Here is a 24961-nt window from a genome sequence, read left to right as displayed (position 1 = left end):
GGGAGGTCTTCATCTGTCAGGAGGTCAGATCGTCTCGTCACACTGACTCGACCAACGTGACTGGGCATCACATCTAGGGGCGCGGGTTGCGTCGGGCGATTGCGGCCGAGAGCACCGTCGCGAAGCCGCACCACGCCGCGTACGGCAGCAGGGCAGCGCCGGCCGGGCGCTTGACCTGGGCCGAACGACGCGCGAGGTCGAGTCCGCTCGCCGTCAGCAGCGCCGACTCGACGGCGGCCAGGCCCGGCCGGCGCGCCGGCCAGAACACCCAGCTCCACCCGGCGTTGAGCGCGAGGTTGGTGCCGAAGGCCTTGAGGTAGGCCGACCGGCCGGACGCGTCGCCGGCGCGGTCGAGAGCCGTCAGCGTCGAGGCCGCGCTGGCCGCGACGTCGGCGTAGAGGGCCGTCCACACGATCGGGAACGCGAGCGGTGGCGGCTGCCACGACGGCTTGTCCAGCGACCGGTACCAGCGCGACTCGGGTTTGGTGGCCACCGACCCGGCCACGGCGCACGCCACGACGGCCGCGCCGGCGATGACCGCGTTGCGCACCGCGGTGTCGCGCGGCACCGTCCGCATCGCCGACCGCACGGCGTCGTCGAACGGCGTCGGCCCGCCGGGCAGCTCGACGTAGCCCTCGAGGTCGCGCTCCTTGGCCACGACCTCGTGCACGAGACTGCCGACGAGCGGCTTGGCCAGGCCGGCCGAGATCGGCGTGACGAGCCCGACCCAGTGGCTCGCGAGCCGTGGCGTCAGCACCGGCACGGTCACGACGACCGGGCGCCGCCGCCCCGTGACGTCGGCGAACCGCCCGATCATCTCCCGGTAGGTCAGCACGTCGGGGCCGCCGATGTCGAAGGTCCGGTTCACCTCGGGCGGAAGGGAGCCCGCGCCTGCCAACAGTGTCACGACGTCGTCGATGGCGATGGGCTGGATCCGGTTGTCGAGCCACTTCGGGGCGACCATCGCCGGCAGCCGCGTCGTCAGGTAGCGCAGCATGTCGAACGACGCCGACCCGTCGCCGATGACGACCGCCGCCTGGAGCACCGCCGTCGGCACGCCGGAGTCGAGCAGGATCCGCCCCACCTCGACCCGTGAGGCCAGGTGCGGCGAGAGCTCCTCGCCGGAGGGGTGCAGCCCGCCGAGGTACACGATGCGCGAGACCCCCGTGGCCTCGGCCGCCTCCGCGAAGGTCATGGCCGCGTCGCGGTCGCGCTGCTCGAAATCGGGCCGGTCGTCCATCGAGTGCACGAGGTACCACGCGGCGTCGATGCCTTCGAGCGCCGCGCGCATGTCGCGGGCCGAGGACACGTCGCCCTCGGCGACCTCGACGCGGGAGTGCCACGGCCGTTCCTCGACCGACGAGCGGTGCCGCGTCAGGACGCGCACGGTCCAGCCGGCGTCGAGCAGCCGGGGCACGAGGTGGCCGCCGATGTAGCCGGAGGCCCCCGTCACGAGGGCTGTTCGGGTGGACGTCATGGGATCACCTGGTCAGTTCGAGGGCGGGTGGGAGGAGCACGAGCATCCCGGTGGACCACACGACGTGCGTGATGATCGGACCGAGGAAGCCACCGGTGACGCGACGCTGCAGACCGGTCACGAGGCCGAGCGCCGCGCCGGCGAGGACGAGGAGCGGCACGCCGCTGCCGACGGTGGTCAGCGCGTAGAGCAGGGTCGTCAGCGTCACCTGGTGGCGGGGCAGGGCGGCGTAGAGGGCGCCGCGGAAGTACAGCTCCTCGACGACGCCGTTGACGAAGGTGATGGCCAGCACCGCCGCGAACGCGCCGAACCGGGCGTGGTCGAGCAGCTGGTCCACGGGTTCGCGCAGCACCGGGATGCGCGCCACCACGAGGGCGCCGACGAGGAAGACGAGCAGCAGGAGCACCCCGAGGACGAGCGACTGCACGATCGGCCGCGCCGTCTCACCGCGTCGGGTGTGCCCCATCCCGGCGTGCAGCGGCCCGGACACCAGCGCGCCGACGAGCCACACGGCGGCCAGGGCGAGGGTCGCGACGTAGAACAGCGGGTCGCCCGGCGTGATCCGCAACGCCCAGGCGAGCACGGCGCTGCCGACGACGAACGTCACCGCGGCCACCACTTGCCGGCGTCGGAAGACGTCGTCGGGGTCGCGGTGGTCGCGCTCGACCTTCTCGATGAGCGCGGCGTTGACGAAGGCGCGCAGCTCGGCCACGGGGCCCCGCATCTCTGCCCTCCTGACCTAGCGTCGGGCCCGCTCGTAGCGGGCCAGGGTCTCCTTGCGCTCATCGTCGTGGTCGACGATCGGCTCCGGATACCCCTGCGCATACCCGTCCTCGTGCTTCCACGGCTCGTGCGCCGCCGCCCCGGACAGGTGACGCAGCTCGGGCACCCAGCGGCGCACGTACTCGCCGTCGGGGTCGAACTTGCGCCCCTGCGTCACCGGGTTGAAGACGCGGAAGTACGGGGACGCGTCGGTGCCGGTGCCGGCGACCCACTGCCAGCCGTGGTTGTTCGAGGCGACGTCGCCGTCGACGAGGTGGTCGAGGAAGTGCTGGGCACCGACGGGCCACCACACGTGCAGGTCCTTGGTGAGGAAGCTCGCGGTGATCATCCGCACCCGGTTGTGCATCCAGCCCTCCGCGAGCAGCTGCCGCATCCCGGCGTCGACGATGGGGTAGCCGGTGCGGCCCTCGCGCCAGGCGTCGACGAGCCGGTCGGTCTCGGCGCCGGTGTCGTAGGGCAGCTTCGCGAGCTCGGGCCGCAGGTCGTGCCACGAGGAGCGCGGGTGGTGCCAGAGCACGTCGGCGTAGAACTCCCGCCACGCCAGCTCGGTCGTGTAGGTGGAGGCGCCCTTCGACCGGCCGCTGCCGCGCGCGGCGATGTCGGCGAGCATCGTGCGGGGGTGGATCTCGCCGTACTTGAGCGGGGCCGACATCCGGCTCGTCGTGTCGAGGTCGGGGCGGTCGCGCTCGTCGGCGTACGCGTCGAGCCCGTCGGCGACGAACTCCTCCCACCGCTTGAGCGCGGCGGCCTCGCCGGCCTCGAACCGGACGCCGTCCGGCAGGGCGGGCAGGTCGTCGGAGGCGACGCGGGCGCGGGCCCACGGGATGCGCGCGGGGCGCTCGGCGGGGTCAGGCCAGCCGTGCTGGCGCCACGCCCTGGAGAACGGGGTGAACACCTTGTACGGCGAGCCGGACCCGTTGACGACGATGCCGGGCCCCACGGCGTACGGCGTGCCCGTGGCGACGAGCTCGCGGTCGTCGTCGGCGAGAGCGGTCGCAACCGCGTCGTCACGACGCCGGCCGTACGGTGTCGTCTCGCGGGTCACGTGCACCTGGGTGGCACCGACCTGACGCGCCAGGCGGGGGATGGTGTCGACGGGGTCGCCCGTGCGCAGCACGAGCGCGTCGCGGGTGTCGGTGGCCAGCGAGCGCAGCGACGCCACGAGCCGCTGCGAGCGCGGCACCGCGGTGTCGAGCAGGGTCGGGTCGAGGACGAAGACCGGCAGCACCTCGTCGGCCGCCTCGAGCGCCGCGAGCAGCGCCGGGTGGTCGTGCAGCCGCAGGTCGCGGCGGAACCAGAGGATCGCCGTCGTCCGCTCGCTCGCCATGCCTCGCCTCCTCAGGCCGGGACCGTGGTGCCCGACCGCTCGAACCGGATCTGTGCGACGTCGAGGTACCCGCTCGAGAAGCCGGCCTCGCAGTAGGCGAGGTAGAACTCCCACTTGCGGCGGAACGTCTCGTCGAAGCCGAGGGCCCGCACGTCGTCCCACCGCGCGGTGAACCGCTCACGCCAGCGTCGCAGGGTCTCCGCGTAGTCGGTGCCGAACGCGTGGACGTCGGTGACGCGCAGCGAGGTGTTCTCGGCGGTCGTGGAGCGGATCGCCTCGACGCTCGGGATGAGCCCGCCGGGGAAGATGTGCTTCTGGATCCAGCCGTAGCTGTGCTTCGTCGCGAGCAGCCGCTCGTGCGACATGAGGATGGACTGGACGGCGGCGACGCCACCGGGGGCGAGTCGCTCGTCGATGGTGCGGAAGTAGGTGGCCCAGTACTCCTCGCCGACGGCCTCGATCATCTCCACGCTGACGACGGCGTCGTAGCTGCCCTCGACCTCGCGGTAGTCCTGGACGCGCACGTCGACGCGGTCGGCGAGCCCGGCCGCCGCGATCCGCTCGCGGGCCAGGGTCGCCTGCTCCTTCGACAGCGTCACGGTGGTGACCTGCGCGCCCCGCTTCGCCGCCTGCAGGGCGAGCGTGCCCCAGCCCGTGCCGATCTCGAGGACGCGGCTGCCCTCGGTGACGCGCGCGGCGTCGAGGATGGCGTCGACCTTGCGCAGCTGCGCCTGCTCGAGGCCCTGCTCGGCCGGCGGCGTCGGGCTCATGTGGTCGAAGAGCGCCGAGGAGTAGGTCAGGGTGTCGTCGAGGAAGGTCTCGAACATCGCGTTGGACAGGTCGTAGTGCGCCTCGATGTTGCGTCGCGAGCCGAGCAGCGAGTTGCGCTGCATCGCCGGGATGCGTCGGTCGACGAAACCGCGCAGCCGCAGCCAGAACGGCGGCACCGCGGTGGTCATCCGCTCGGCGAACGGCCGGAACACGTCGGCGAGGTCGGTGCCCTCGGCGGCCGTCCAGTCGCCGGCCATGTAGGCCTCGCCGATGCCGATCTTCGGGTGGTGGGCGAGGCGCTCGAACACCGCGTCGGGCCGGACGATCCGCAGCCCGGGCCGCGACCCGTCGCGGGTGCCGCCGCCGAGCAGGGCGCCGTCGGGCAGGACGAGGTCGACCGGGACGCGTCCGGCCACCTGGGCCACGATGCTCCGGGCGAGCTTGCCGCGGACGCAGAACGGGCGCAGCACGGGGCGACGCAGGCAGATGGGCTGGCTGACGGGGGACGGCGCGGCGGTCATCGGACGGCCTCCTTCGGGTGTCGGGGGCGGGGCATCACGGGCAGGCGGCGCAGCCAGAGGCGGATGCCGTGGGCACGGATCAGGGCCGTGACGCGCTGGGTCATCAGCCCGTGGCGGCGGACGAGTCGGAGCAGGGCGGCCGGGGTCGCCGGCTGTGGCGTACCCCGTGTCACGGCGGTGAGGACGGTCTCGCCGCCGCGGTCGAGCCGGACCGTCACGGCGACGTGGCCGGGGTCGAGCCGCAGCCGGATGGCGTACCGGCCGCTGACGTCGTTGAAGGGCGAGACGTAGAACTCCTTGTCGACGCCGGCGGCCCCGGCCTCGTCGACGTCGAGCAGGTAGGCGTGGCGCTCGCCGTAGGTGTTGTGCACCTCGAAGACGACGGCGCGCACCGAGTCGTCGGGGCGCAGGCACCAGAAGACAGACAGCGGGTCGAAGACGTGCCCGAGGACGCGCGCGTTCGCCAGCATGAGGACGCGGTCGCTCGCGTCGAGCTCGACGCCGCGGTGGGCGAGGAAGCGCTCGACGTCGCCGCGCAGGCCCCCACCGAGGCGGCCGCGGTCGAGGTGGTCCTCGGCCCGGAAGCCGGCGAACAGACTTGCGGGCCAAGGAAACCGAGGAATCGCATCGATGTCGACGAGCCACTGGTAGGTGCCGTGCGTGAAGGCGTGGTGCAGCGGGGCCCGCCGCGTGTGGCTGACGGTTCCGTCGACGAGGGCCGGCACCGGGGGCAGGGTGACGACCTGGGTCACCAGTGGGCCCCCAGGCGCTGGGCGGCCGCGACGCCGGAGCGGCAGCCGTCCTCGTGGAAGCCCCAGCCGAGGTGGGCACCGGCGAAGGAGAGGCGGTCGCCGCCGCCCTCGCGCAGCCGGGCCGCGGCCTCGACGGCCTCGCGCGTGAAGATCGGGTGCTCGTACTCCATCCGCGCCGTGACGACCGACGCGTCGACGTGCCCGCCCGGGTTGAGCGTCACGACGTGGTCGTCGCCGTCGCGCAGGTCGTGCAGCCGGTTCATCCAGTAGCTGACGAGCACCTCCGACGCCGGCGCCTCGCACGCGCGCATCCGGTAGTTCCACGACGCGCGTGCCTGCTCGCGCCGGGGGAGGACCGAGGGGTCGCGGTGCAGCCAGGTCTCGTTGCGGGAGTAGCGGATCGAGGCGAGTTGGCGCTTCTCGTCCGGTGTCGCGTCGGCGAGCAGGTCGAGGGCCTGGTCGGCGTGCGTCGCGACGACGGCGCGGTCGAAGGTCTGCACGTGGGCACCGTCGACGACGACGTCGACGCCGTCGTCGTGACGCGTCACCGCCGTGACCCGGGCGTCGGTGCGGGCATCGCCCAGCCGGGCCACGAGCGCGTCGACGTAGGTGCGCGACCCGCCGGTGACGGTGCGCCACTGCGGCGATCCGGTGACGGTGAGCATCCCGTGGTGGTCGAGGAACCGGAACAGGTGCCGGGCCGGGTAGGACGTCGCGTCGAGGTCGCCGCAGGACCACACGCACGACACGAGCGGGATGGCGAAGTGGCGGACGAAGTACGGGGAGAAGCCGCTCGCGTCGAGGAACTCGCCCCACGTCGGGTCGCCGCCGGCCCCCTCGTCGGCGAGCAGGGCCCGGGCCGCGCGGTGGAACCGCGGCACGTCGGCCAGCATGCGGACGAACCGCGGGTCGGCGACGCGCCACGGCTGGGCGAACAGGCCCGTGGCGCCACGGCCGCCGGCGTAGGACAGCCCGCACCCCTCGCACGTGATGCTCATGCTCATCTCGGTGGCCTGGGTCGGCACGTCGAGCTCGGCGAAGAGGCGCAGCAGGTGCGGGTAGGTGCGCTCGTTGTGGACGATGAAACCGGAGTCGATGCGCAGGGGTCCGTCGGAGCCGCGGACGTCGTGGGTGTGGGCGTGGCCGCCGAACCGGTCGGCGGACTCGAAGAGCGTGACGTCGTGGGTCGCGGACAGGACGTGGGCGGCGGTCAGTCCAGACACCCCGGCACCGACGACCGCGGCGGTGGGGCGGGCCGATCCGTGGGGCGTTCCCTGGGGCGTACGGGTCACCGAGGCCTCCTGCGTGAGTTGTGGTCCCGGATGGTTCGGCACGACGCTCCGACCGGATTGGAGGGTGGGCGCGGCACGACGAGTTTTGCCCGATACGTTGTCCATCCTTCGCCCACACCGTATGGTGGTTGTCGAAGGTATGTCAAAGGTTTGGAGAGGGTATGGAGATCGAGCGATCGGTGACCGTGGATCGGCCGGTCGACGCCGTGTTCGCCTACCTCAGCGACTTCACGACGACGACCGAGTGGGACCCCGGAACCGTCCGCACCGAGCGCGTCTCGGGCGATGGTGACGTCGGCACCCGGTACCGCAACACGTCCTCGTTCCTCGGCCGGCAGACCCGGCTCGACTACCTCGTCACCGAGCGGGTTCCCGGGCAGCGGTTCGCGCTGCGCGGCGAGAACCCCACCGTCGTCGCGAACGACACGATGACCTTCGTCGGCCAGAACGGCCGCACGACGGTCACGTACCGGGCAGACTTCGAGTTCAAGGGCATCGCGCGCCTCCTCGCGCCGTTGCTGGCCCCCGCCCTGAAGAAGCTCGGCGACGACGCCGAGAAGGGCATGCGTGACGCCCTGGAGCGTCTGGAGTAGGTCGCCGTGTACACCATCAAACGAGCCGCAGAGCTGACCGGGATCAGCGTCGCGACGCTGCGCGCGTGGGAACGCCGCTACGGCGTCGTGTCGCCGAAGCGGTCCGACGGCGGCTACCGCCTCTACGGCCCCGAGGACGTCCGCGCCCTCGCCATCATGAACTCCCTCGTCACCGACGGATGGTCGGCCCGTGAGGCCGCCGCCGAGACGCTGCGTCGCCTCACCGCGCCCGAGCCCGCCGGGCGGACGAGCCGCTCCTCGCGCGTCTCCCCGATCCGGCCGCACGGCCCCTCGCGCGGGGGCCCGCAGTCCGAGGATGCCGAGGCGTTCCTGCGCGCCGCCGAGCGCCTCGATGCCGCATCTGCCACCGCGGTCCTCGACGCCCGGTTCGCCCTCGGCACCTTCGAGCACGTCGTCGACGACTGGCTCATGCCGACCCTCCGGCTCGTCGGGGAGGCTTGGGCCCACGGCCGGCTCACCGTCGCGGGGGAGCACCTCGTGTCCTACGCGGTGCAGCGCCGGCTCGCTGCCGCTTACGAGGCCGCGTCCGGCCGCTCCGACGGCCCCGGGCTGCTCATCGGGCTGCCGACCGGCGCCCGGCACGAGCTCGGGCTGCTCGCCTTCGCGGTCGCGGCCCGCCGGGCCGGCTTCGCCACCGCGTACGTCGGCGCCGACCTGCCGGCCGAGGAGTGGGTGCGGGCCGTCGAGCTGCGCCACGCCTCGGGCATCGTCATGGCCGTGCCGCGCACCGACGACATCAACGCCGCGCACGCCATCGTCGAGGCCGTCCACGCCCGCCACCCCGAGGTCGTCATCGGCCTCGGCGGCAGCGAGCAGGAGGCCATCGAGGACGGCGTCGTGCACCTCGGGCACTCGATCACCGTCGCCGTCGGCGAGATGACGCGGCACCTGCGCATCTCCGCCTGATGCGGGTCCTGCTCCTCGGGGGCACGGGCGAGGCCCGTGCCCTCGCCGCCCTGCTCGTCGGCGCGGGCGTCGACGTCGAGTCGAGCCTCGCCGGACGCGTCAGCCGGCCGGCGCTGCCCGCCGGGCCGGTGCGCACGGGTGGCTTCGGCGGCGTCGACGGCCTGGCGGGCCACCTCACCGACGGGGGCTTCGGCGCTGTCGTCGACGCCACCCACCCCTTCGCCGCCGGCATCAGCGGCAACGCCGCGGCGGCGTGCCGCGCCACCGGGGTCCCCCTGGTCCGGCTCCAGCGCGCCGGCTGGGCCGGGCGGCCCGGCGCCGACGCGTACTCGTGGGTGGACTCCGTCGAGGCCGCTCGCGACGCCGCGGAGGCGGTCGGCACGCGTCCGTTCGTCACGACCGGCCGCCAGCAGCTCGAGGCGTTCGCCCGGTGGGACGACCGCTACGTCCTGGCCCGCGTCGTCGACCCCCCGGAGTGGGCGGTCCCGGCCTCGTGGGAGGTGCTCCTGACCCGCGGGCCCTTCACCCTCGAGGCCGAGACGCGGCTGATCACCTCGCGGCGCGTCGACGTGCTCCTGACCAAGGACTCCGGCGGCCCGCTCACCGAGGCCAAGCTCGACGCCGCCGAAGCCGTGGGCGTGCCCGTCGTCGTCGTGCGGCGCCCCCCCGTGCCGGACCGTGTCGAGGTCGTCGAGGACGTCGAGGCGGCCGCGCGCTGGGTGGCGGGCGCGTCCTCCCGGACCTGACCCGCAGGCGGCGGCTCGCCGGTACTTTCGGAAGATGACGGCGGGCCAGCGGCGCGAGCAGGCCACGTGGGAGCGGGTGCTCCCCGGCGTCGCGGTGCTGCGGCGCTACCAGCGGGTCTGGTTGCGCGGCGACGTCCTCGGCGGCATCACCGTCGCCGCCTACCTCGTGCCGCAGGTGCTCGCCTACGCCGAGGTGGCGGGCCTGCCCGCGGTCACCGGGCTGTGGGCCGTGGGGCCGGGCCTGCTCGTGTACGCGGTGCTCGGCTCGTCACGGCAGCTGTCCGTCGGGCCCGAGTCGACGACCGCCCTCATGACCGCGGCCGGCGTCGGCGCGCTCGTCACGGCCTCGGGCGGCGTCCTCGCCCGGGAGAACGCCGCCGCCGTCATGGCGGTGGCGGTCGGCATCATCTGCGTCATCGGCTGGGTGGCCCGGCTCGGGTTCCTCGCCGACCTGCTGTCCAAGCCGGTCCTCGTCGGCTACATGGCCGGCATCGCCGCCCTCATGGTCGTCAGCCAGATGGAGAAGGTCACCGGCCTGCAGGTCGAGGGCAACTCGTTCGTCCAGGAGGTCGGCTACGTGCTGACCCACCTCGGCGACATCCACCTGCCGACACTGCTGCTTTCGCTCGGGGTGCTGGCGACGCTGCTGCTCCTGCGGTGGTGGCGGCCGCTGTGGCCCGGCCCGCTCATCGCCATGCTCGGGGCCACCGTGCTCGTGCAGGTCTTCGGCTGGGCCGACCGGTTCGGCATCAAGGTCGTCGGGCCCATCCCCCAGGGGCTGCCCGGGTTCCGGCTCCCCTCGCTCACCGACGTCGACGTGTGGGCGCTGCTGCCGGCGGCCCTCGGCGTCGCCGTCGTCGCCTACTCCGACAACGTCCTCACCGGGCGGGCGTTCGCGGCCCGGCACCGCGAGTCCATCGACAGCAACCAGGAGTTCCTGGCACTGGGCGGCGCCAACGTCGCCACCGGCCTGCTCCAGGGTTTCCCGATCAGCTCGAGCGGAAGCCGTACCGTCATCGCCGACGCGATGGGCGCGCGCACGCAGCTGCACTCGCTCGTCTCGCTCGTGCTCGTCATCGCGACGCTGCTCTTCCTCGGGCCGGTCATCTCGGCGTTCCCGCTCGCGGCCCTCGGCGGTGTCGTCGTCTACGCGGCGATCCGGCTCGTCGACGTCGCCGAGCTGCGACGCATCGCCCGGTTCCGCCACAGCGAGCTCGTCCTCGCGCTGTCGACGACCGTCGCCGTGCTGCTCTTCGGCGTGCTGCCCGGCATCGGTGCCGCGGTGGCGCTGTCGGTGCTCGACCTGGTGCGCCGGATCGTCCACCCGCACGACGGCGTCCTCGGCTACGTGCCGAACTATGCCGGCATGCACGACATCGACGACCATCCCGGCGCCGTCCAGGTGCCGGGGCTCGTCGTGTACCGCTACGACTCCCCGCTGTTCTTCGCCAACTCCGACGACTTCGTCAAGCGGGCGCTCGCCGTCGTCACGGAGGCACAGTCACGGGGTCGGGTCGAGTGGTTCCTGCTCAACGCCGAGGCCAACACCGAGATCGACCTCACCGCCGTCGACGCCCTCGACTTCCTGCGGTTGCGCCTGGAGGACAAGCGGATCCGGTTCGTCATGGCGCGCGTCAAGGAGGACCTCCGGTCCTCGCTCGCCGCAGCCGGGTTCGTCGAGCGTCTCGGCGAGGGCGCGATCTACCCGACGCTGCCGACGGCCGTCGCCGCGTACGTCGACGCGTACACCGCCGAGCACGGGGCGCCGCCGCCGGGGCTGCGCATCCCGCCCGTGCCTGCTCAGCCCGACCCGGCCGCCCCGGAGCCCGACTGACCGGACCCTTCGCGGCCCAACGCCACCAGGGCGGCGACGGCCAGCGCGCGGGCGGCCACGCGCCCGGCCAGGCGCACGGCGGGGGTGATGTCGCCCACCGACGCCGCGGGGCCGGTGCCGAGCGTGCCGCGGTCCTCGACGCGTCCGTCGTAGGTGTTCGACCCGCCGAGCCGCACGCCGAGGGCGCCGGCGAAGGCGGCCTCCACGACGCCGCCGTTGGGGCTCGGGTGGGCCGGTGCGTCCCGTTGGATGGCTTCCCATCCGGCGCGGACGTGCGCCGGTGTCGGTGCCGACGCGAGGGCCAGCGCTCCGGCGACGCGTGCCGGCACCCAGTTGACGACGTCGTCGAGTCGTGCTGCGGCCCAGCCGAACTCGCGATAGCGGTCGGACCGGTGACCGACCATCGCGTCGAGGGTGTTGACGGCCCGGTAGCCGAGCAGGCCCGGCACGCCGAACAGGCCACCCCAGAGCAGCGGTGCCACGACGGCGTCCGACGTGTTCTCGGCGAGCGACTCGACGCAGGCGCGGGCGACGCCGTCCGCGTCGAGCGTGGACGGGTCGCGCCCGACGAGGTTGCGCACCTGGACGCGGGCGGCCGGCAGGTCGCCGGCGCGCAGCCGGCGCTCGACCGTCGTCGCCTCGCGTGCCAGGGAACGTCCGCCGAGAACGGCCCAGGTCGCCGCCGCCGTCGTGACGACCTGGAGGACCGGGCTCCGTCGGCCCACGCGCTCGACGGCCGCGCCGACCGCCGCCGTCGCTCCGACGAGGACCGCCACGTGCACGGCGCCCCGTGGGCGGCTCCGCGCATGTAGGCGTTTCTCGAGTGCAGCTGCGGCTGAGCCGAACCCGGCAACGGGGTGCCACCGTCGCGGGTCGCCGAAGGCCTGGTCGGCGAGCCAGCCGAGCGTGAGCCCGAGCGCCCGCGCGCTCACCGGGGTGCGAGCACGTCGAGCCCGGCCACCGCACCGATGACCGCCACCGCGGGGGCGGTCAGGCCGGCTGCCCGTGCAGCCGCGTCGATGCCTGACAGGGGCGCTCGCACGGAGCGCATGCTCGGCAGGCCCGCGTCGGCGACGACGGCGGCGGGGGTGTCGGCGGGGAGCCCCTCGCGCACGAGGGTGTCGGCGATGGCCCCGAGCGTCGCGACGCCCATGAGGACGACGAGCGTCGTGTTGCTCCGCGCCAGTGCGCCCCAGTCGAGGGTGCTGCGGGGGTCGCCCGGTGGCACGTGGCCGCTGACGACGGTGAACCCCTGCACGAGTGCCCGGTGCGTCACGGGGATGCCGGCGAGGGCCGGGCCCGCGATGCTCGAGGACACCCCGGGCACGACGACGACCGGCACGCCGGCCTCGGCGCACGCCTCCGCCTCCTCGCCGCCGCGCCCGAAGACGAAGTTGTCGCCACCCTTGAGGCGCACGACGTCGCGCCCGGCCAGGGCGTGCTCGACGATGACCTCGTTGATCCGCTCCTGCGGTGTGAACGCGCCGCGCGGGATCTTGCCGACGTCGACGAGGAGCACGTCGGGGCGGGCATGGCGCAGCGCGTCGAGCGGAGCGAGCCGGTCGTGGACGATGACGTCCGCGGCGCGCACGGCGTCCAGACCCGCCACCGTGAGCAGCCCGGGGTCGCCGAGGCCGCCGCCGACGAGCGTCACGGTGCCGACGCGACGCCCCTCGGACGCCGCCCGAGGCGACGCCGCCGTGTGCTCCGGTGCCTGCGCCGGCCTCGCGCGCACGACGACGTCGAACTCGGCCGGGTCGGCCATCGGATCCCGGATGACCAGGCCCCGCTCGACGAGGTCTCGGAGCGTGGTCCCCAGGGCGTTGTCGGGGGCGTCGACGGTCACGGTGGCGCCCTCGCGCAGCAGCGTGGACACCGTTGCCGCCGTGGACGGCTCGACACCGACGAGCAGGACTCGGCGACCGCGGAACATCGACTCAGGCGACACGACGACCCCTCAGCTCGGACAGGGCGGACACGAAGGCGCGCGAGGTCGCGGCGTCCCGGACGGCGACGCGGACCCAGGCGGGGCCGAGCCCCGGGAACGTCTCACCGCGCCGGACGGCGAAGCCACACGCCGCGAGGTCCTCACGGACCGACACCGGGCCGAGCGGCGAGGTGTCGACGAGGACGAACGGCGTGGCCGGGCTTCCGGCCACGGTGAAGCCCGCGGCGTCCAGCTCGGCCAGGAGTACGGCCCGGTCGCGGCCGAAGGCGAGGGCGGCGGCCTCCGCCTCGGCACTCGCCCGGTCGGACGTGCAGGCGACCGTCGCGGCGAGGGCCGGCGTCGACACCGACCACGGCGGTTGCACGGCGCGGAGCCGGGCGACGAGGGCGGGGTCGCCGACGACGTAGCCGGCCCGAAGCCCGGCCAGGCCCCAGGTCTTCGTCAGCGAGCGGAGCACGAGCACGCCGTCGAGGTCGTCGCCGTCGTCGACCCCGAGCAGCGACTCCGTCTCGCCGGGCACCGCGTCCATGAACGCCTCGTCGACGACGAGCACGCGGCCCGGGGCCCGCAGTGCGAGGACGTCGGCGCGGGGGTGCAGGACCCCCGTCGGGTTCGTCGGGTTGCCGACGACGACGAGGTCGGCGTCGGCTCCTGCAGACGCCCGGCCGCCGGCGCGGTACGCGTCGGGCGCGAGGCGGAAACCCTCGCCGGCGCCCAGCGCGTGCCGGTGCACGTCGTGACCGGCGGCCCGGAGCGCGGCCTCGGGCTCGGTGAACTGCGGGTGCACGACCGACGGGCGACGCGTCGGAAGGGCCCGCGCGACGAGCGTGAACGCCTCCGCGCCACCGGCGGTCGGCAGCACGGCCTCGACGGGCACGCCGTGCCGGGCGGCGATCGCCTCGGTGGCGGCCGTCGCGTCGGGGTAGCGGCCGAGGTCGGCGAGCGACCGTGCCACGACGTCGGCGAGCCACGGCGGCGGCGCGGGGAGCCGCACGTTGACGGCGAGGTCGACGAGGCCCGGGGCGATGTCACGGTCGCCGTGGTGGTGCAGGTCGACGCTCACCGCCGGCTCCCGGCGGCCGCCATGTGACGCTCTGCGTAAGCGTGCACCGACGACGCGAACTCGGCTGCGAGGAAAGGATGCCCGGCCCAGTGCGTGTGCAGGTAGGAGGCATGCAGCGTCGCGCGACCGGTGCCGGCCGGGTCGAGGGCGAACCCCTCGGGCTGCCCGTCGAGGAGCCAGGCCGCCTCCGCGGTGGCCACGTCACCCCCATCGGTCGTCACCACCGTGCGGTGGAACTCGTGCCCCGTGACGCGTCGTCCCGGCTCGGCGAGGACCGACGCCGTCGGTGCCACCGCCGACCGGTAGCCCATCGTCAGGCGCGGGCCCATCGAGGCGACGGCAGGCAGGACGCCGGCCATCGGGTCGCCGTCGAGGCTCTCGCACAGGTAGAGCAGGCCGGCGCACTCGGCCACGGTCGGCAGGCCGCCGAGCACGGCGTCGCGGACCTCGCCGAGCAGCGAGGTGTTCGCGGCGAGGGCCTCGGCGTGCACCTCGGGGAAGCCGCCGCCGAGGTAGAGCCCGGCCGTGCCCGGGGGCAGCGACGCGTCGCGCGTCGGGTCGACGACGACCGGCTCGAGACCCGCCGCGCGCAGCAGCTCCTCGGTCTCGGTGTAGCGGAAGGTGAAGGCCCGGCCGCCCGCCACGGCGACGACGGGGCGCCGGTCGCCGGCAACCGGGTGCCCGAGCTCGGCCGCGGCGTCCCACGGCGTCCCGGTGAGGTCCGGGGCGGAGCGGGCGATCGACAGGACCGCGTCGAGGTCGACGTGCGAGGCGACCCGCTCACCGAGTCGCTCCACCGCAGCGGCGGCCTCGACACGTTCGGCGGCGGGCACGAGCCCGAGGTGGCGCGACGGCGCCTCGATGCCGACGTCGCGCGGCAGCACCCCGAGCACCGGGACGCCCGAGGTCTCGACGGCCGACCACACCTCGCGCAGGTGCCGACCCGACGCCGCCTTGTTGAGCACGACGCCCGCCACCCGGATGCGGGGGTCGAAGGTCGCGAGCCCGTGGACGATCGCGGCCGCGGTGCGCGTCGTGTTCGACACGTCGACGGTGAGCACGACGGGAGAGGACGTCAGGGCCGCGACGTGCGCCGTCGAGGCGAAACCGTCGGTGCCGAGCCGGCCGTCGAACAGGCCCATGACGCCCTCGACCACCGCGACGTCGGCGCCGCGCCCGGCGTGGAGCAGCAGCGGCTCGATGCGGTGCTCGCCGCAGAGGAACGGGTCGAGGTTGCGGCCCGGGCGACCCGTGGCGACCGCGTGGTAGCCGGGGTCGATGTAGTCGGGCCCGACCTTGAGGCCGGCGACGTCGAGGCCCCGGCCGCGCAGCGCCGACATGAGGCCGGTCGCGACCGTCGTCTTGCCGTGGCCCGATCCCGGGGCGGCGACGACGAGCCGCGGCAGCCGCGCGGTGGAGGGCGGCAGCGGGTCGGGGGTCTGCAGCCGGCCGAGCGCGGCGTCCAGGGCGCTCACCACTCGATCCCCCGCTGGCCCTTCTGGCCGTCGTCGAAGGGGTGCTTGACCTTCGTCATCTCGGTGACGAGGTCGGCGAGGTCGACGAGCGCCTCCGGGCAGCGCCGGCCGGTGATGACGACGTGCTGGTGCCCCGGCCGGTCGCGCAGGGTGGTGACGACGTCGTCCACGTCGATCCAGCCCCACGCCATCGGGTAGGTGAACTCGTCGAGCACGTAGAGCCCGTGGGTCTGCGCCGCGAGCCGGCGTTTGATCTCGGCCCAGCCCTCGCGTGCCGCCTCGGCGTGGTCCTCGTCGGTGCCCTCCCTGCGGGTCCACGACCAGCCGCTGCCCATCTTGTGCCACTCCATCGGCCCGCCGACGCCCGCGTCGCGGTGCAGCCGGCCGAGGGTCTCGATGGCGGTCTGCTCGCCGATGCGCCACTTGGCGCTCTTCACGAACTGGAACACCCCGACCGACCAGCCCTGGTTCCAGCCGCGCAGGGCGAGGCCGAACGCGGCCGTCGACTTGCCCTTGCCGTCGCCGGTGTGGACGACGACGAGCGGTCGGTTGCGGCGCTGGCGGGTGGTCAGGCCGTCGTCGGGGACGGTCGTCGGCTGTCCGCGCATCAGGCGGCCCTCCTGCTCGGGGTGGCGGTCGCCGTGCTGGTGCGCGCGGCGTCGAGGATCGTCTGCGCCGCGACCTCGCCGACGGGCCGGTGCTCCGCCCCGAGGTCGACGGCGAGGCGGGCGGCGAGACCGAGGCGCATCCGACCCGACTCGCAGTCGACGACGACGGCGTCGACGCCCTCGTGGTGCAGCTGCCGCGCGACGCGCGTGGCGCGGGCCACCGCGTCGGGCCCCGCGGTGGCGCGTCCGTCGGTGACGACGACGAGCAGCGGTCGGCGGCTGGGGTCGCGCAGGCGCTCGACGCGCAGCGTCTCCCGCGCGGTCAGCAGGCCCTCGGCGAGCGGCGTCCGGCCCCCGAAGGGCAGGTCGCGCAGGCGGGCGGCGGCGACGTCGACCGACCCGGTGGGTGGCAGGACGAGCTCGGCGCCGGTGTCGCGGAAGGTGACGAGGCCGACCTTGTCGCGCCGCTGGTAGGCGTCGAGGAGCAGCGACAGGACGGCGGAGGTGACGGCTTCGAGGCGACGCCGCGCGGCCATCGAGCCGGACGCGTCGACGCAGAGGAGCACGAGGTTGGACTCGCGGCCCTGGAGCACCGCCCGGCGCAGGTGGCTCGGGCGCACGTGGAGGCGCCGCGTGGCCCCAGCCGGGCACGGTGCTCGGTCCGCTGCCGCTGCGCGGACCGTCGCCGGCAGGTGGAGCGGACCGCTGGGCGCGGCGGTATCGCGGACGCGTCGGCCGGTCGTCGTGACGGCCGCCGAGCGGCGTCCGGCGGCGCCGTGGCCGAGGCCGCGTGCCGTGAGCAGCCGGGCGCGGGGTGCCTGGTCGGGCACCGACGCGGACCGCGCGGGAGCGCTGCCGCCCCCGGCCGGGCGCCCCTCGGTGTCCTCGGGCTCGCCGGACTCGCCGGGCTCCGACGTGTCACCCTCCGACGCGCTCCCCTCCGGCTGCGCCTCCGAGGCACCGTCGCTCGGGGTGCCGTCGTTGTTCTCCGGGCCGCCGCCCTCCGGCCCGCCGTCGTCCCTGGGGCCGGGGTCCTCAGGCTCGTCGTGGCCGAGCAGCTGGTCGAGGAGGTCCTCGTCGAGGCCCGGGGCGTCGAAGGGGTTGCGGCGCCGGCGGTGCGGGAGGGCCAGGCGGGCCGCTGCACGGACGTCGTCGCGGGTCACGACCGTCCGCCCGCTCCACGCCGCATGGGCCACGGCGGCGCGCGCCGTGACGATGTCGGCGCGCAGGCCGTCGACCTCGAACCCGGCGCACACCTCGGCGATGCGGGCGAGCACGGCATCGGGCAGCACGACGTCACGGACGCGCTCACGGGCGTCGCTGATGCGCCCGCGCAGCCCGTCCTGCTCGGCCTCCCACCGGTGCGTGAACCCGGCCGGGTCGGCGTCGAAGGCCATCCGGCGGCGCACCACCTCGGCACGCAGGGCCGGCTCGCGCGGGGCCGCCACCTCGACGGTGAGCCCGAACCGATCGAGCAGCTGTGGCCGCAGCTCGCCCTCCTCCGGGTTCATCGTGCCGACGAGGACGATCCGGGCCGCGTGCGACACCGAGACGCCGTCGCGCTCGACCGTGCTGCGGCCCATGGCGGCGGCGTCGAGCAGGAGGTCGACGAGGTGGTCGTGCAGGAGGTTGACCTCGTCGACGTAGAGGATGCCGCGGTGGGCGGCCGCGAGCAGGCCCGGCTGGTAGGCGGTCTCGCCCCGTCCGAGCGCGCGCTCGAGGTCGAGGGAGCCGACGACACGGTCCTCGGTGGCGCCGATCGGCAGCTCGACGAGACGGGCCGGCCGGGAGTCCGCATCCGCTGACGCCACGTGCGGACCGTCGGGGCACGACGCGTCGGGGTCGGCGGGGTCGCAGCCGAAGCGGCAGCCCGGCACCACGCCCAGCGAGGGCAGCACGGCGGCCAGGCCGCGGACCATCGTCGACTTGGCGGTGCCCTTCTCGCCCCGCACGAGGACGCCGCCGACCTCCGGCGAGACCGCCGTCAGGACGAGCGCGAGCGCGAGGTCGTCGGAGCCGACGACGGCCGAGAACGGGAACGTCGGCGTCAGCGTGGGTGCCGCACCCCGTGAGGGGCTGGCGGGGTCGGTCGAACCGTCGCGCATGCGTGGCCTCCTGCGGGTGCCTCGCCCGCGTGGTCGTCCAGGACCGGCCCGGACGGGCGCGGTCGGCGACGAGGGACGTCCTGGCTCCCCCGCAGGCGGGGATCACAGTGGCGGGACCGCTCCGGACTCTCACCGGATTCCTCTCCCGTCGCCACCGGGCAGTCTGCCAGAAGCCCGCGCGGCCCGACGGGCCGAGCCCGCCCAGCCGGCGCGGCAGACGTCAGGCGGTGCGGGGCAGGAGGTCGAGACCGACGTCGGTCGGCAGGGCGCCGACGATGGAGCGCCACACCTTCCCGGCCGAGGTGCCGGCGAGGATCGGGCCCTCGGCATCGGCGTCGATGCGCAGCAGCCCCGCCGGGGTGTCGAGCCAGGCGACGCGACGGGTGACGGTCGTCGGCCCGACGGCGTGGGCGACGTCGATGCCGCACACCTGCCACCGGCCCGAGCGCAGCGACGCCGCGAGGACGGGCCACGCGGACGCCGCGCCGGCCAGCTCGGCGGCAGCGTCCTCGCGGGCGAAGGGGTCGCACGACAGCAGCGCGTCGAGGACGTCGGCGTGGACGCGCCCGCCGCGGCCCTCGAGCCGCGGTCGCGACTGCAGGTCGGTGAGGCGCACGAGCGTCACGGCGAGGAACTCCGCGTCGACCTCCAGGAAGTCGTGCGTGCCGTCGCCCCGGTCGAGCAGCAGCGCCGACACGCGGTCGAGCCAGCCCTCGTGCAGCCGCGTGCCGCTCGGCGTCGACACCTCGACCTCGAGGCGGGCGCACGGCTCCTCGACCGTGCCGAGCCCGGCCCGGACCGACGGGTGCGCGCGGCCTTCGACCGCGACGCCCGACGCCGCGAACGGCACCTCGGCGACCGCGCCGCCCGATCGGCCGACGTGGTCGACGAGGGCGAAGAACGTGTCCGCGTCGGCGCGCAGCCGCGCGGTCGAGGCGTCGAACTCGAGCGTGCCGATGGGCCCTGCTGCGTGGTGGTCGTCCGTGTGCATGCTGCCGCCTACCTTGTTCCCCCTGGGGCATGACCCCGTGCGATGAACTCGCCCCCGCGAGTGCCGTGCGAAGCCATGATGGGGCAAATCCTCCTCAAATGGACGGTTACGACCGTCGAATCTGCGCCCGACCACCGAATCCGTGGGACGACCGAGTCCGGCGCTAGGGTCACCCGCGTGGTCGAGGTCATCGTCGAGGTGGTGGGGGTGGGTGCCTCCGGGCTGTCGTCGCTCGGTGCGGACGCGCGTCGGGTCGTCGAGGGCGCGGACGTCCTCGTCGGCGGGACGCGGCACCTGGAGCTGGTCGCGCACGCCGCGCCGGGCGCCGAGCACGTCCCCTGGCCGTCGCCCCTGCTCCCGGGGCTGCGCGAGCTGCTCCGACGCGTCGCGGGGCGTCGCGTCGTCGTGCTCGCCAGCGGCGACCCCCTCGTCTCCGGGATCGGCTCGACCCTCGTGTCGGCGCTCGGGCCCGACGCCGTCCGGATCCACCCGGGCCTCTCGTCCGTGGCTCTCGCGCGAGCCCGGATGCGCTGGTCGGCGGAGGAGTCCGACGCCGTGACGCTCGTCGGCCGCGACGTCGACCGGCTCCGCCGCGAGCTCGCCCCGGGACGGCGCCTCGTCGTGCTGACGAGCGGCCCCGACGCGCCCGAACGGGTCTGCGCGGTGCTCGAAGAGGAGGGGTACGCGTCGAGCCGCGTCACGGTGCTCGGCCACCTCGGCGCCGACGACGAGACGCGCACCGACGGCGTCGCCGGCACGTGGGCCGCTGGGCCCGCCGCGACGCTCCACGTCGTCTGCGTCGAGTGCGTGCCCGACGCCGGGGCCCGCCCGCGCTCGCTGGCTCCCGGCCTGCCGGACGACGCCTTCGACCACGACGGCCAGCTGACCAAGCGCGTCGTGCGGGCCGCCGCCCTCGCCCACCTCGCCCCGCAGCCCGGCGACGTCCTCTGGGACCTCGGCGCCGGAGCCGGCTCGGTCGGCATCGAGTTCGCCCGCCAGCACCCGCGCAACCACGTCGTCGCCGTCGAGCGCGACCCGGTCCGCGCCGAGCGGGTGCGCGCCAACGCCCGACGCCTCGGCGTGCCCGGTCTCGAGGTCGTCGAGGCGCGCTCGGCCGACGTCGTCGACGACCTCCCCCGTCCCGACGGCGTGTTCGTCGGCGGCGGGGCGAGCGCCGACCTGCTCGAGCGGGCCTGGGAGGCTCTGGCGCCGGGTGGTCGAGTCGTCGTCCACGGCGTCACCGTCGAGACCGAGCTGCTGCTCCACGACGCCCGCGCCCGGCTCGGCGGTGCCCTCACCCGCATCGCCGTCGAGGACCTCGAGCCGCTCGGCTCGCTCACCGGGTGGAAGCCCGCCCGAGCCGTCGTCCAGTGGTCCGCGACGAAGCCCCACCCCGCCACCGAGGAGCCTGCGTGACCGTCCACTTCATCGGCGCCGGACCCGGCGCGGCCGACCTGCTCACCCTCCGGGCCACCCGCCTCATGGCGGAGTCGCCCGTCTGCCTCTACGCCGGCACGTACATCGGCGCCGAGGTGCTCGCGCACTGCCCCGACGGCGCGACCCTCGTCGACACCCAGCACCTGTCGCTCGACGAGATCTCCGCGCGCTGCGTCGAGGCCCACGAGGCCGGGCACGACGTCGCGCGGCTCTGTTCCGGCGACCCGTCGATCTACTCGGCCGTCGCCGAGCAGACCCGACGCCTCGACCGGGCCGGCGTGCCCTGGGACGTCACGCCCGGCGTCCCCGCCTACGCCGCGGCCGCCGCGCTCGTCGGACGCGAGCTGACCGTGCCCGAGGTGACCCAGTCGGTGGTGCTGACCCGCGCGCACCGCGACTCGACGGCGATGCCGCCCACCGAGGCGCTCGCGAACTTCGCCCGCACCCGCGCGACGCTCGTGCTGCACCTCGCGATTCGGCACGTGCGCCGCCTCGCCGCCGAGCTCGTCGACGACTACGGCTCCGACTGCCCGGTCGTCGTCGTCGCGAACGCCGAGCAGCCCGACCAGCTCGTCCTGCGCGGCACGCTCGCCGACGTCGCGGACACGGTGGAGCAGGCCGGGCTGCGGCAGGCCGCGGTCATCCTCGTCGGACACGCGCTCGGTGCCCGCGAGACCGACGACTTCGTCGAGTCGCACCTGTACGGAACGCGAATCACCAACCGGCAGTGAGTGTTTGGGTGTCGTGATGGCGTCGTGACGCGTCGTGTGTCAGGATGCGACTGCCGCAGTGCACGGGAAGTCGGTGTGATTCCGACGTGGTCCTCGCCACTGTGACCAGGGAGCAAGTCCCCACCACCGCCACTGACGACCGCAGGTTCGCGCCGGGTCGTCGGGAAGGCCGGGGAGGAGCGTCGATCTGGAAGCCAGGAGACCGGCTGCGGCGTGATCTGTCCACGAGGCATGGAAGAAAGGGTCCATCCACCATGGCCACTGCCGCTGTCGCAACCCCCACCACCCGCGTCCACGTTCCCGTCTGGGCGTGGGCGCTGCTCGCGTTCGCCGTCTTCGCGCTGTACTTCCTCGCGCAGGAGAACGGCGCGCTGCTCAGCACGCCTGCCGCACAGATGCTCCACGAGCTGACGCACGACGCGCGCCACGCCCTCGGCGTCCCCTGCCACTGAGGTGGGGGTGAGCTTCGGCTCCGTGCTGCGGCGCGGGGCCCTCTCCGGCGTGCTCGCCGGGGTGGCGTCCGCCGCCGTCATCTGGCTCGTCGTCGAACCGGTCATCCGTCGTGCCCTCGCGATCGAGGACGCACGAGGCGAGCACGCCCACGGCGGAGGGCAGTCCGGGCTCGGGCTGCCCGCCGCGCTGCTCGCGCACGGCGGTGACGAGCCGCTCGTGTCGCGCACGGCGCAGGTCGTCGCGGGTGGCGTCACCGCGGTCCTCGTCGGCCTCGCCGTCGGCGTCGTGTTCGCGGTCGTCTTCGCGCGGATGCGCGACCGCCTCCCCGGGCGCGGCGACCTCGGTCGCGCGCTCGTGCTCACCGCGGTCGGGTTCGCCGCCGTCAGCCTCCTTCCCGGGCTGAAGATGCCGGCCAACCCGCCGGCGGTGGGGGACCCCGACACCGTCGGGCAGCGGACGACGCTCTACGTCCTCGTCCTCCTGCTCGGGGTGGCGCTCGCACTCGCGGTGCCGACGCTCGACCGCGCGCTCGCGGGACGCGTCGAGGCCCCGACGCGCTGGGCCCTCGACGTGCTCGCGGTCGTCGTCGGTGTGGGGCTCGTCTTCGCCGTCGTGCCGGGTACGCCCGACGTCGTGCCGGCGGACGTGCCGGCCGACCTGCTCTGGGAGTTCCGCCTCGCGTCGCTGGCCCAGCTCGCGACGATGTGGCTCGCGCTCGGGGTGTCGTTCGGCCTGCTCATGGAGCGTGCTCAGCGGCGCGAGCCGGTTGCCGCGTGAACCGCACCGGCGAGCGGCTGTGCATCGTGCGGGCCTGCCGGGACTGCTGCTGCGGTACCGAGGCCAAGCACCCGGGCGTCAACCACGACGGGCTCCTCGCCCGGCTCGAGGCCGGCACCCGGGGCCGCGCCCGCGTGCTGCGCAGCGCGTGCCTGCTCGCCTGCGACGAGTCGAACGTCGTCGTCGTGACGCCGTCACCGATCGGGCGCAGCCAGGGAGGACGACCGGCCTGGCTGCGCCGGGTGCTCGACGACGCGACGGTCGACGCCGTGGCGCTGTGGGTGCGCCGTGGCGGACCGGGTGTCGTGCCGCCGCCCGCCGAGCTCGCGGCGTCACTGTTCTCGCCGAACGCCCTCTCCGTCACCTACGCCCCGGTCGAGGTGGCGGAGGCGGTCGGCTCGGGCGCGTGATCCCGGCCGTCGACGGTCAGCGGCGCAGCGTCAGCCAGCGCTCGTCGACGACGAACCCGAGGGTCGCGTTGGCGGCGAGGATCGCGACGTTGTCGTCCGAGCCGCCGGTGCGCACGGACGCGACGCCGTCGCCGGCGAGTGCCAGCAGCGAAGTTGCCTTCATCGCGGTGGCGACGCCTCGGCCCCGCCAGGCCGCTGCGACGACCGTGACGTCGACCTCGGCGCGAGAGCCGTCGACGTCGACCCAGGTCATCCCCACCAGGCCGTCGTCGGGATGGAGGGCGCCGAACGCCCGCCGGTCCGGCGTCGGCGTGGCGGTCTCGGTGACGAGCGGGCGGCGAGCCGTGGCGACGTCGCCGGGGTAGTCCCCGAGGGCGGCCTCGTCGAGGGCCAGCACGGCGTCGGTGTCGGCCGGTCCGAGCTCGCGCACGGTCAGTGGCTGCTCGATGCGTTCGGCCACGGCGCGGAGCGTGGCGTGGTCGATCGCCGTGAGGTCGATCTCGGCGGCCCACGACCGCGCACTCACCGACCAGCCCTCCGCGAGCAGCGTCGGCACTCGAGGATCGGTGGAGCGAAGGACGATCGGCGAGGACGTGCCGGGTGCCGGCACCGCGTCAGTCCTGGTCATCGCCCGGCGCCTCGTCGACGAGCAGGTCGAGGTGGACGCCGAGGAGGCGGCCGTCCGCGTCGTAGGTGCCGACGACGGGGTAGAACCCGTCGCCCCAGCCGGAGTGGCACAGGACGACGTTCTCCCCGGCTGCCGCCGCGGGCATGACGATGTTGGCGCAGCCACCCCGGAGGTGGGACGCGTCGTCCATGCGGTTGAACCAGGCGTCCGGGCGGCCGTTGTCGAACACCATCTCGTACCAGTTGCCGTCGGGCATGCAGCGCGCGATGGCCTCGGCGTCGGCGAAGCCGACGGTGCCGGCGTCGACACCGACGCCGTAGAACTCGCCGTCGGGTGCAGGCTCCCGTCCCTCGGGTGTCAGCGTCTCGCTGCGGACGGCGACGCCGTCGGCGAGGACGACGCTGAGGTAGGCCTCACGCAGGTGCGTCCCGTCCTGCTCGTCGCTGACGTCGGCGACCGTGACGCGGACGAGGTGGTCTCCCGGCGGCACTGCGACCACGAGCCCTTCGCCGAGCGTGACGAAGGGGTCGCTGGCCTCGAGGCGGCCACTCGGCACCCGCACGGTGCCCAGGTCGTGGACCTGGTGGGCATAGCGCGTGCCCTCCACGCGTCCGGAGGTCAGCGGCAGGAACGTGGTCGGCGGCGTCATGGCGCCGAGACTAGGGGTAGCGGCCGACGGTGCGGGGCTTGCCGTGGCGGGCGACCGGCACACGTCCCGAGCCATAGGGTGAGGCCATGACGGACGCCTCCCGCACCACGTACGTGCTCGTCGACGGCGAGAACATCGACGCCACGCTCGGCACCTCGATCCTCGGACGGCGTCCGCGCCCCGAGGAGCGGCCGCGGTGGGAGCGGCTGCTCCAGTTCGCCGAGGAGGAGTGGGGCCAGCCCGCGCAGGGCCTCTTCTTCCTCGCGGCCAACACCGAGCTGCCGATGGCGTTCGTGCAGGCCCTGCTCGCCATCGGGTACCGGCCCGTGCCGCTGTCCGGTGCGCCGGGCCAGAAGGTCGTCGACATCGCCATCCAGCGCACCCTCGTCGAGCTGCGCAGCCGCGAGTCCGACGTCGTCCTCGTCAGCAACGACGGTGACTTCCTCGAGCAGCTCGGCGACGTCCTCGACGGCCGACGTGCCGGCGTCGTCGGCTTCACCGAGTTCCGCAACAAGGGCTTCGACGCGCTGACCGACCGTGGGCTCCAGCTCTTCGACCTCGAGTACGACGTGCTGGCCTTCAACACCCACCTGCCGCGGGTCCGGATCATCCCGATCGACGAGTTCGACCCGACCCAGTTCCTCTGAGCCGCGGGCGGTTCGC

The 24961-nt window shown here is 74.6% G+C and carries 25 protein-coding genes and 2 riboswitches; of the genes, 10 read left to right on the top strand and 15 right to left on the bottom strand.

From position 1 onward, the window contains the following. Nucleotides 1–73: 73 nt before the first annotated feature. Genes AC3A5R_RS20260 through AC3A5R_RS20235 form a run of 6 tightly spaced genes read right to left on the bottom strand, consistent with a single transcriptional unit; the run spans nt 74 to nt 6923 of the window. Nucleotides 74–1477: a tryptophan-rich sensory protein gene (locus AC3A5R_RS20260; protein WP_487622582.1), complete on the bottom strand. Its 1404-nt coding sequence runs from the start codon at nt 1475–1477 to the stop codon at nt 74–76. Nucleotides 1478–1481: 4 nt separating this feature from the next. Then, nucleotides 1482–2201 (bottom strand): CPBP family intramembrane glutamic endopeptidase, encoded by a 720-nt coding sequence (locus AC3A5R_RS20255; protein ID WP_487622581.1) that lies wholly within the window; start codon nt 2199–2201, stop codon nt 1482–1484. Nucleotides 2202–2216: 15 nt separating this feature from the next. Continuing rightward, a complete protein-coding gene (locus tag AC3A5R_RS20250; protein ID WP_487622580.1) occupies nt 2217–3587 on the bottom strand; it encodes a cryptochrome/photolyase family protein in 1371 nt (456 codons plus the stop codon). An 11-nt stretch (nt 3588–3598) separates the two neighbouring features. Continuing rightward, nucleotides 3599–4879 (bottom strand): class I SAM-dependent methyltransferase, encoded by a 1281-nt coding sequence (locus AC3A5R_RS20245; protein ID WP_487622579.1) that lies wholly within the window; start codon nt 4877–4879, stop codon nt 3599–3601. Further along, nucleotides 4876–5631: a DUF1365 domain-containing protein gene (locus tag AC3A5R_RS20240; RefSeq protein ID WP_487622578.1), complete on the bottom strand. Its 756-nt coding sequence runs from the start codon at nt 5629–5631 to the stop codon at nt 4876–4878. The genes AC3A5R_RS20245 and AC3A5R_RS20240 overlap by 4 nt, the downstream gene beginning before the upstream one ends. After that, complete coding sequence (locus tag AC3A5R_RS20235) at nt 5628–6923, bottom strand: NAD(P)/FAD-dependent oxidoreductase (RefSeq protein WP_487622577.1); 1296 nt, start codon at nt 6921–6923, stop codon at nt 5628–5630. Before AC3A5R_RS20235 ends, AC3A5R_RS20240 begins: the two co-directional genes overlap by 4 nt. Nucleotides 6924–7084: 161 nt before the next feature. Between AC3A5R_RS20235 and AC3A5R_RS20230 the strand changes: the two genes are divergently transcribed. Genes AC3A5R_RS20230 through AC3A5R_RS20215 form a run of 4 tightly spaced genes read left to right on the top strand, consistent with a single transcriptional unit; the run spans nt 7085 to nt 11023 of the window. Further along, complete coding sequence (locus AC3A5R_RS20230; protein WP_487622576.1) at nt 7085–7516, top strand: SRPBCC family protein; 432 nt, start codon at nt 7085–7087, stop codon at nt 7514–7516. A 6-nt stretch (nt 7517–7522) separates the two neighbouring features. After that, entirely contained in the window at nt 7523–8443 is a 921-nt protein-coding gene (locus AC3A5R_RS20225; RefSeq protein WP_487622575.1) for a MerR family transcriptional regulator, read from the top strand. Continuing rightward, entirely contained in the window at nt 8443–9189 is a 747-nt protein-coding gene (locus AC3A5R_RS20220) for a cobalt-precorrin-6A reductase (protein ID WP_487622574.1), read from the top strand. Before AC3A5R_RS20225 ends, AC3A5R_RS20220 begins: the two co-directional genes overlap by 1 nt. A gap of 34 nt (nt 9190–9223) precedes the next feature. Next, nucleotides 9224–11023, top strand: coding sequence for a SulP family inorganic anion transporter (locus tag AC3A5R_RS20215; RefSeq protein ID WP_487622573.1), 1800 nt, complete (start codon nt 9224–9226; stop codon nt 11021–11023). Here the strand turns inward: AC3A5R_RS20215 and AC3A5R_RS20210 are convergent. From AC3A5R_RS20210 to AC3A5R_RS20180, 7 genes are all read right to left on the bottom strand, one after another. Beyond that, nucleotides 10990–11955 carry a cobalamin biosynthesis protein gene (locus tag AC3A5R_RS20210; protein WP_487622572.1) on the bottom strand — a complete coding sequence of 322 codons (966 nt, stop codon included), beginning with the start codon at nt 11953–11955 and terminating at the stop codon, nt 10990–10992. The two genes, AC3A5R_RS20215 and AC3A5R_RS20210, sit on opposite strands and share 34 nt — an antisense overlap. After that, nucleotides 11952–12971 (bottom strand): uroporphyrinogen-III C-methyltransferase, encoded by a 1020-nt coding sequence (gene cobA / locus AC3A5R_RS20205; protein WP_487622571.1) that lies wholly within the window; start codon nt 12969–12971, stop codon nt 11952–11954. Before cobA ends, AC3A5R_RS20210 begins: the two co-directional genes overlap by 4 nt. Then, nucleotides 12961–14034, bottom strand: a complete 1074-nt coding sequence (cobC, locus tag AC3A5R_RS20200) for an Rv2231c family histidinol phosphate aminotransferase CobC (RefSeq protein ID WP_487622570.1) — start codon at nt 14032–14034, stop codon at nt 12961–12963. Before cobC ends, cobA begins: the two co-directional genes overlap by 11 nt. Next, nucleotides 14031–15509 carry a cobyrinic acid a,c-diamide synthase CobB gene (locus tag AC3A5R_RS20195; RefSeq protein WP_487622569.1) on the bottom strand — a complete coding sequence of 493 codons (1479 nt, stop codon included), beginning with the start codon at nt 15507–15509 and terminating at the stop codon, nt 14031–14033. The genes cobC and AC3A5R_RS20195 overlap by 4 nt, the downstream gene beginning before the upstream one ends. After that, on the bottom strand, nt 15506–16117 hold the full coding sequence (gene cobO / locus AC3A5R_RS20190; RefSeq protein ID WP_487622568.1) for a cob(I)yrinic acid a,c-diamide adenosyltransferase: 612 nt from the start codon (nt 16115–16117) through the stop codon (nt 15506–15508). The genes AC3A5R_RS20195 and cobO overlap by 4 nt, the downstream gene beginning before the upstream one ends. After that, the gene (locus tag AC3A5R_RS20185; RefSeq protein WP_487622567.1) at nt 16117–18222 is read right to left on the bottom strand and encodes a VWA domain-containing protein; all 2106 of its coding nucleotides are present in this window, start codon (nt 18220–18222) and stop codon (nt 16117–16119) included. Before AC3A5R_RS20185 ends, cobO begins: the two co-directional genes overlap by 1 nt. Nucleotides 18223–18299: 77 nt before the next feature. Then, nucleotides 18300–18363, bottom strand: a riboswitch (cobalamin riboswitch). Nucleotides 18364–18442: 79 nt separating this feature from the next. After that, nucleotides 18443–19213 (bottom strand): hypothetical protein, encoded by a 771-nt coding sequence (locus tag AC3A5R_RS20180; protein WP_487622566.1) that lies wholly within the window; start codon nt 19211–19213, stop codon nt 18443–18445. A gap of 177 nt (nt 19214–19390) precedes the next feature. On the opposite strand from AC3A5R_RS20180, the gene cbiE reads away from it, so the two are divergent. From cbiE to AC3A5R_RS20155, 5 genes are all read left to right on the top strand, one after another. Beyond that, nucleotides 19391–20629: a precorrin-6y C5,15-methyltransferase (decarboxylating) subunit CbiE gene (cbiE, locus tag AC3A5R_RS20175; protein WP_487622565.1), complete on the top strand. Its 1239-nt coding sequence runs from the start codon at nt 19391–19393 to the stop codon at nt 20627–20629. After that, nucleotides 20626–21381, top strand: a complete 756-nt coding sequence (locus tag AC3A5R_RS20170) for a cobalt-precorrin-4/precorrin-4 C(11)-methyltransferase (RefSeq protein ID WP_487622564.1) — start codon at nt 20626–20628, stop codon at nt 21379–21381. Before cbiE ends, AC3A5R_RS20170 begins: the two co-directional genes overlap by 4 nt. Nucleotides 21382–21420: 39 nt before the next feature. Further along, a riboswitch (cobalamin riboswitch) is annotated at nt 21421–21606 on the top strand. A 29-nt stretch (nt 21607–21635) separates the two neighbouring features. Continuing rightward, a complete protein-coding gene (locus AC3A5R_RS20165; RefSeq protein WP_487622563.1) occupies nt 21636–21833 on the top strand; it encodes a CbtB domain-containing protein in 198 nt (65 codons plus the stop codon). 7 nt (nt 21834–21840) lie between these two features. Next, nucleotides 21841–22611 (top strand): CbtA family protein, encoded by a 771-nt coding sequence (locus AC3A5R_RS20160; protein ID WP_487622562.1) that lies wholly within the window; start codon nt 21841–21843, stop codon nt 22609–22611. Continuing rightward, entirely contained in the window at nt 22608–23021 is a 414-nt protein-coding gene (locus AC3A5R_RS20155; protein WP_487622561.1) for a hypothetical protein, read from the top strand. Before AC3A5R_RS20160 ends, AC3A5R_RS20155 begins: the two co-directional genes overlap by 4 nt. 16 nt (nt 23022–23037) lie before the next feature. Here the strand turns inward: AC3A5R_RS20155 and AC3A5R_RS20150 are convergent, their stop codons facing one another. Together AC3A5R_RS20150 and AC3A5R_RS20145 are read right to left on the bottom strand one after the other, a co-directional pair. After that, nucleotides 23038–23649 (bottom strand): GNAT family N-acetyltransferase, encoded by a 612-nt coding sequence (locus tag AC3A5R_RS20150; RefSeq protein WP_487622560.1) that lies wholly within the window; start codon nt 23647–23649, stop codon nt 23038–23040. Beyond that, nucleotides 23636–24298, bottom strand: coding sequence for a DUF4241 domain-containing protein (locus AC3A5R_RS20145; RefSeq protein WP_487622559.1), 663 nt, complete (start codon nt 24296–24298; stop codon nt 23636–23638). Before AC3A5R_RS20145 ends, AC3A5R_RS20150 begins: the two co-directional genes overlap by 14 nt. An 86-nt stretch (nt 24299–24384) precedes the next feature. Between AC3A5R_RS20145 and AC3A5R_RS20140 the strand changes: the two genes are divergently transcribed. After that, on the top strand, nt 24385–24945 hold the full coding sequence (locus AC3A5R_RS20140; protein WP_076261227.1) for an NYN domain-containing protein: 561 nt from the start codon (nt 24385–24387) through the stop codon (nt 24943–24945). The last annotated feature ends 16 nt before the right edge of the window (nt 24946–24961 follow it).

The sequence above is a fragment of the Intrasporangium sp. Soil_C_50 genome (assembly GCF_057656595.1).
The sequence above is the reverse complement of the archived record's forward strand: the minus strand, read 5'-3'. Positions and strand labels throughout refer to the sequence as shown.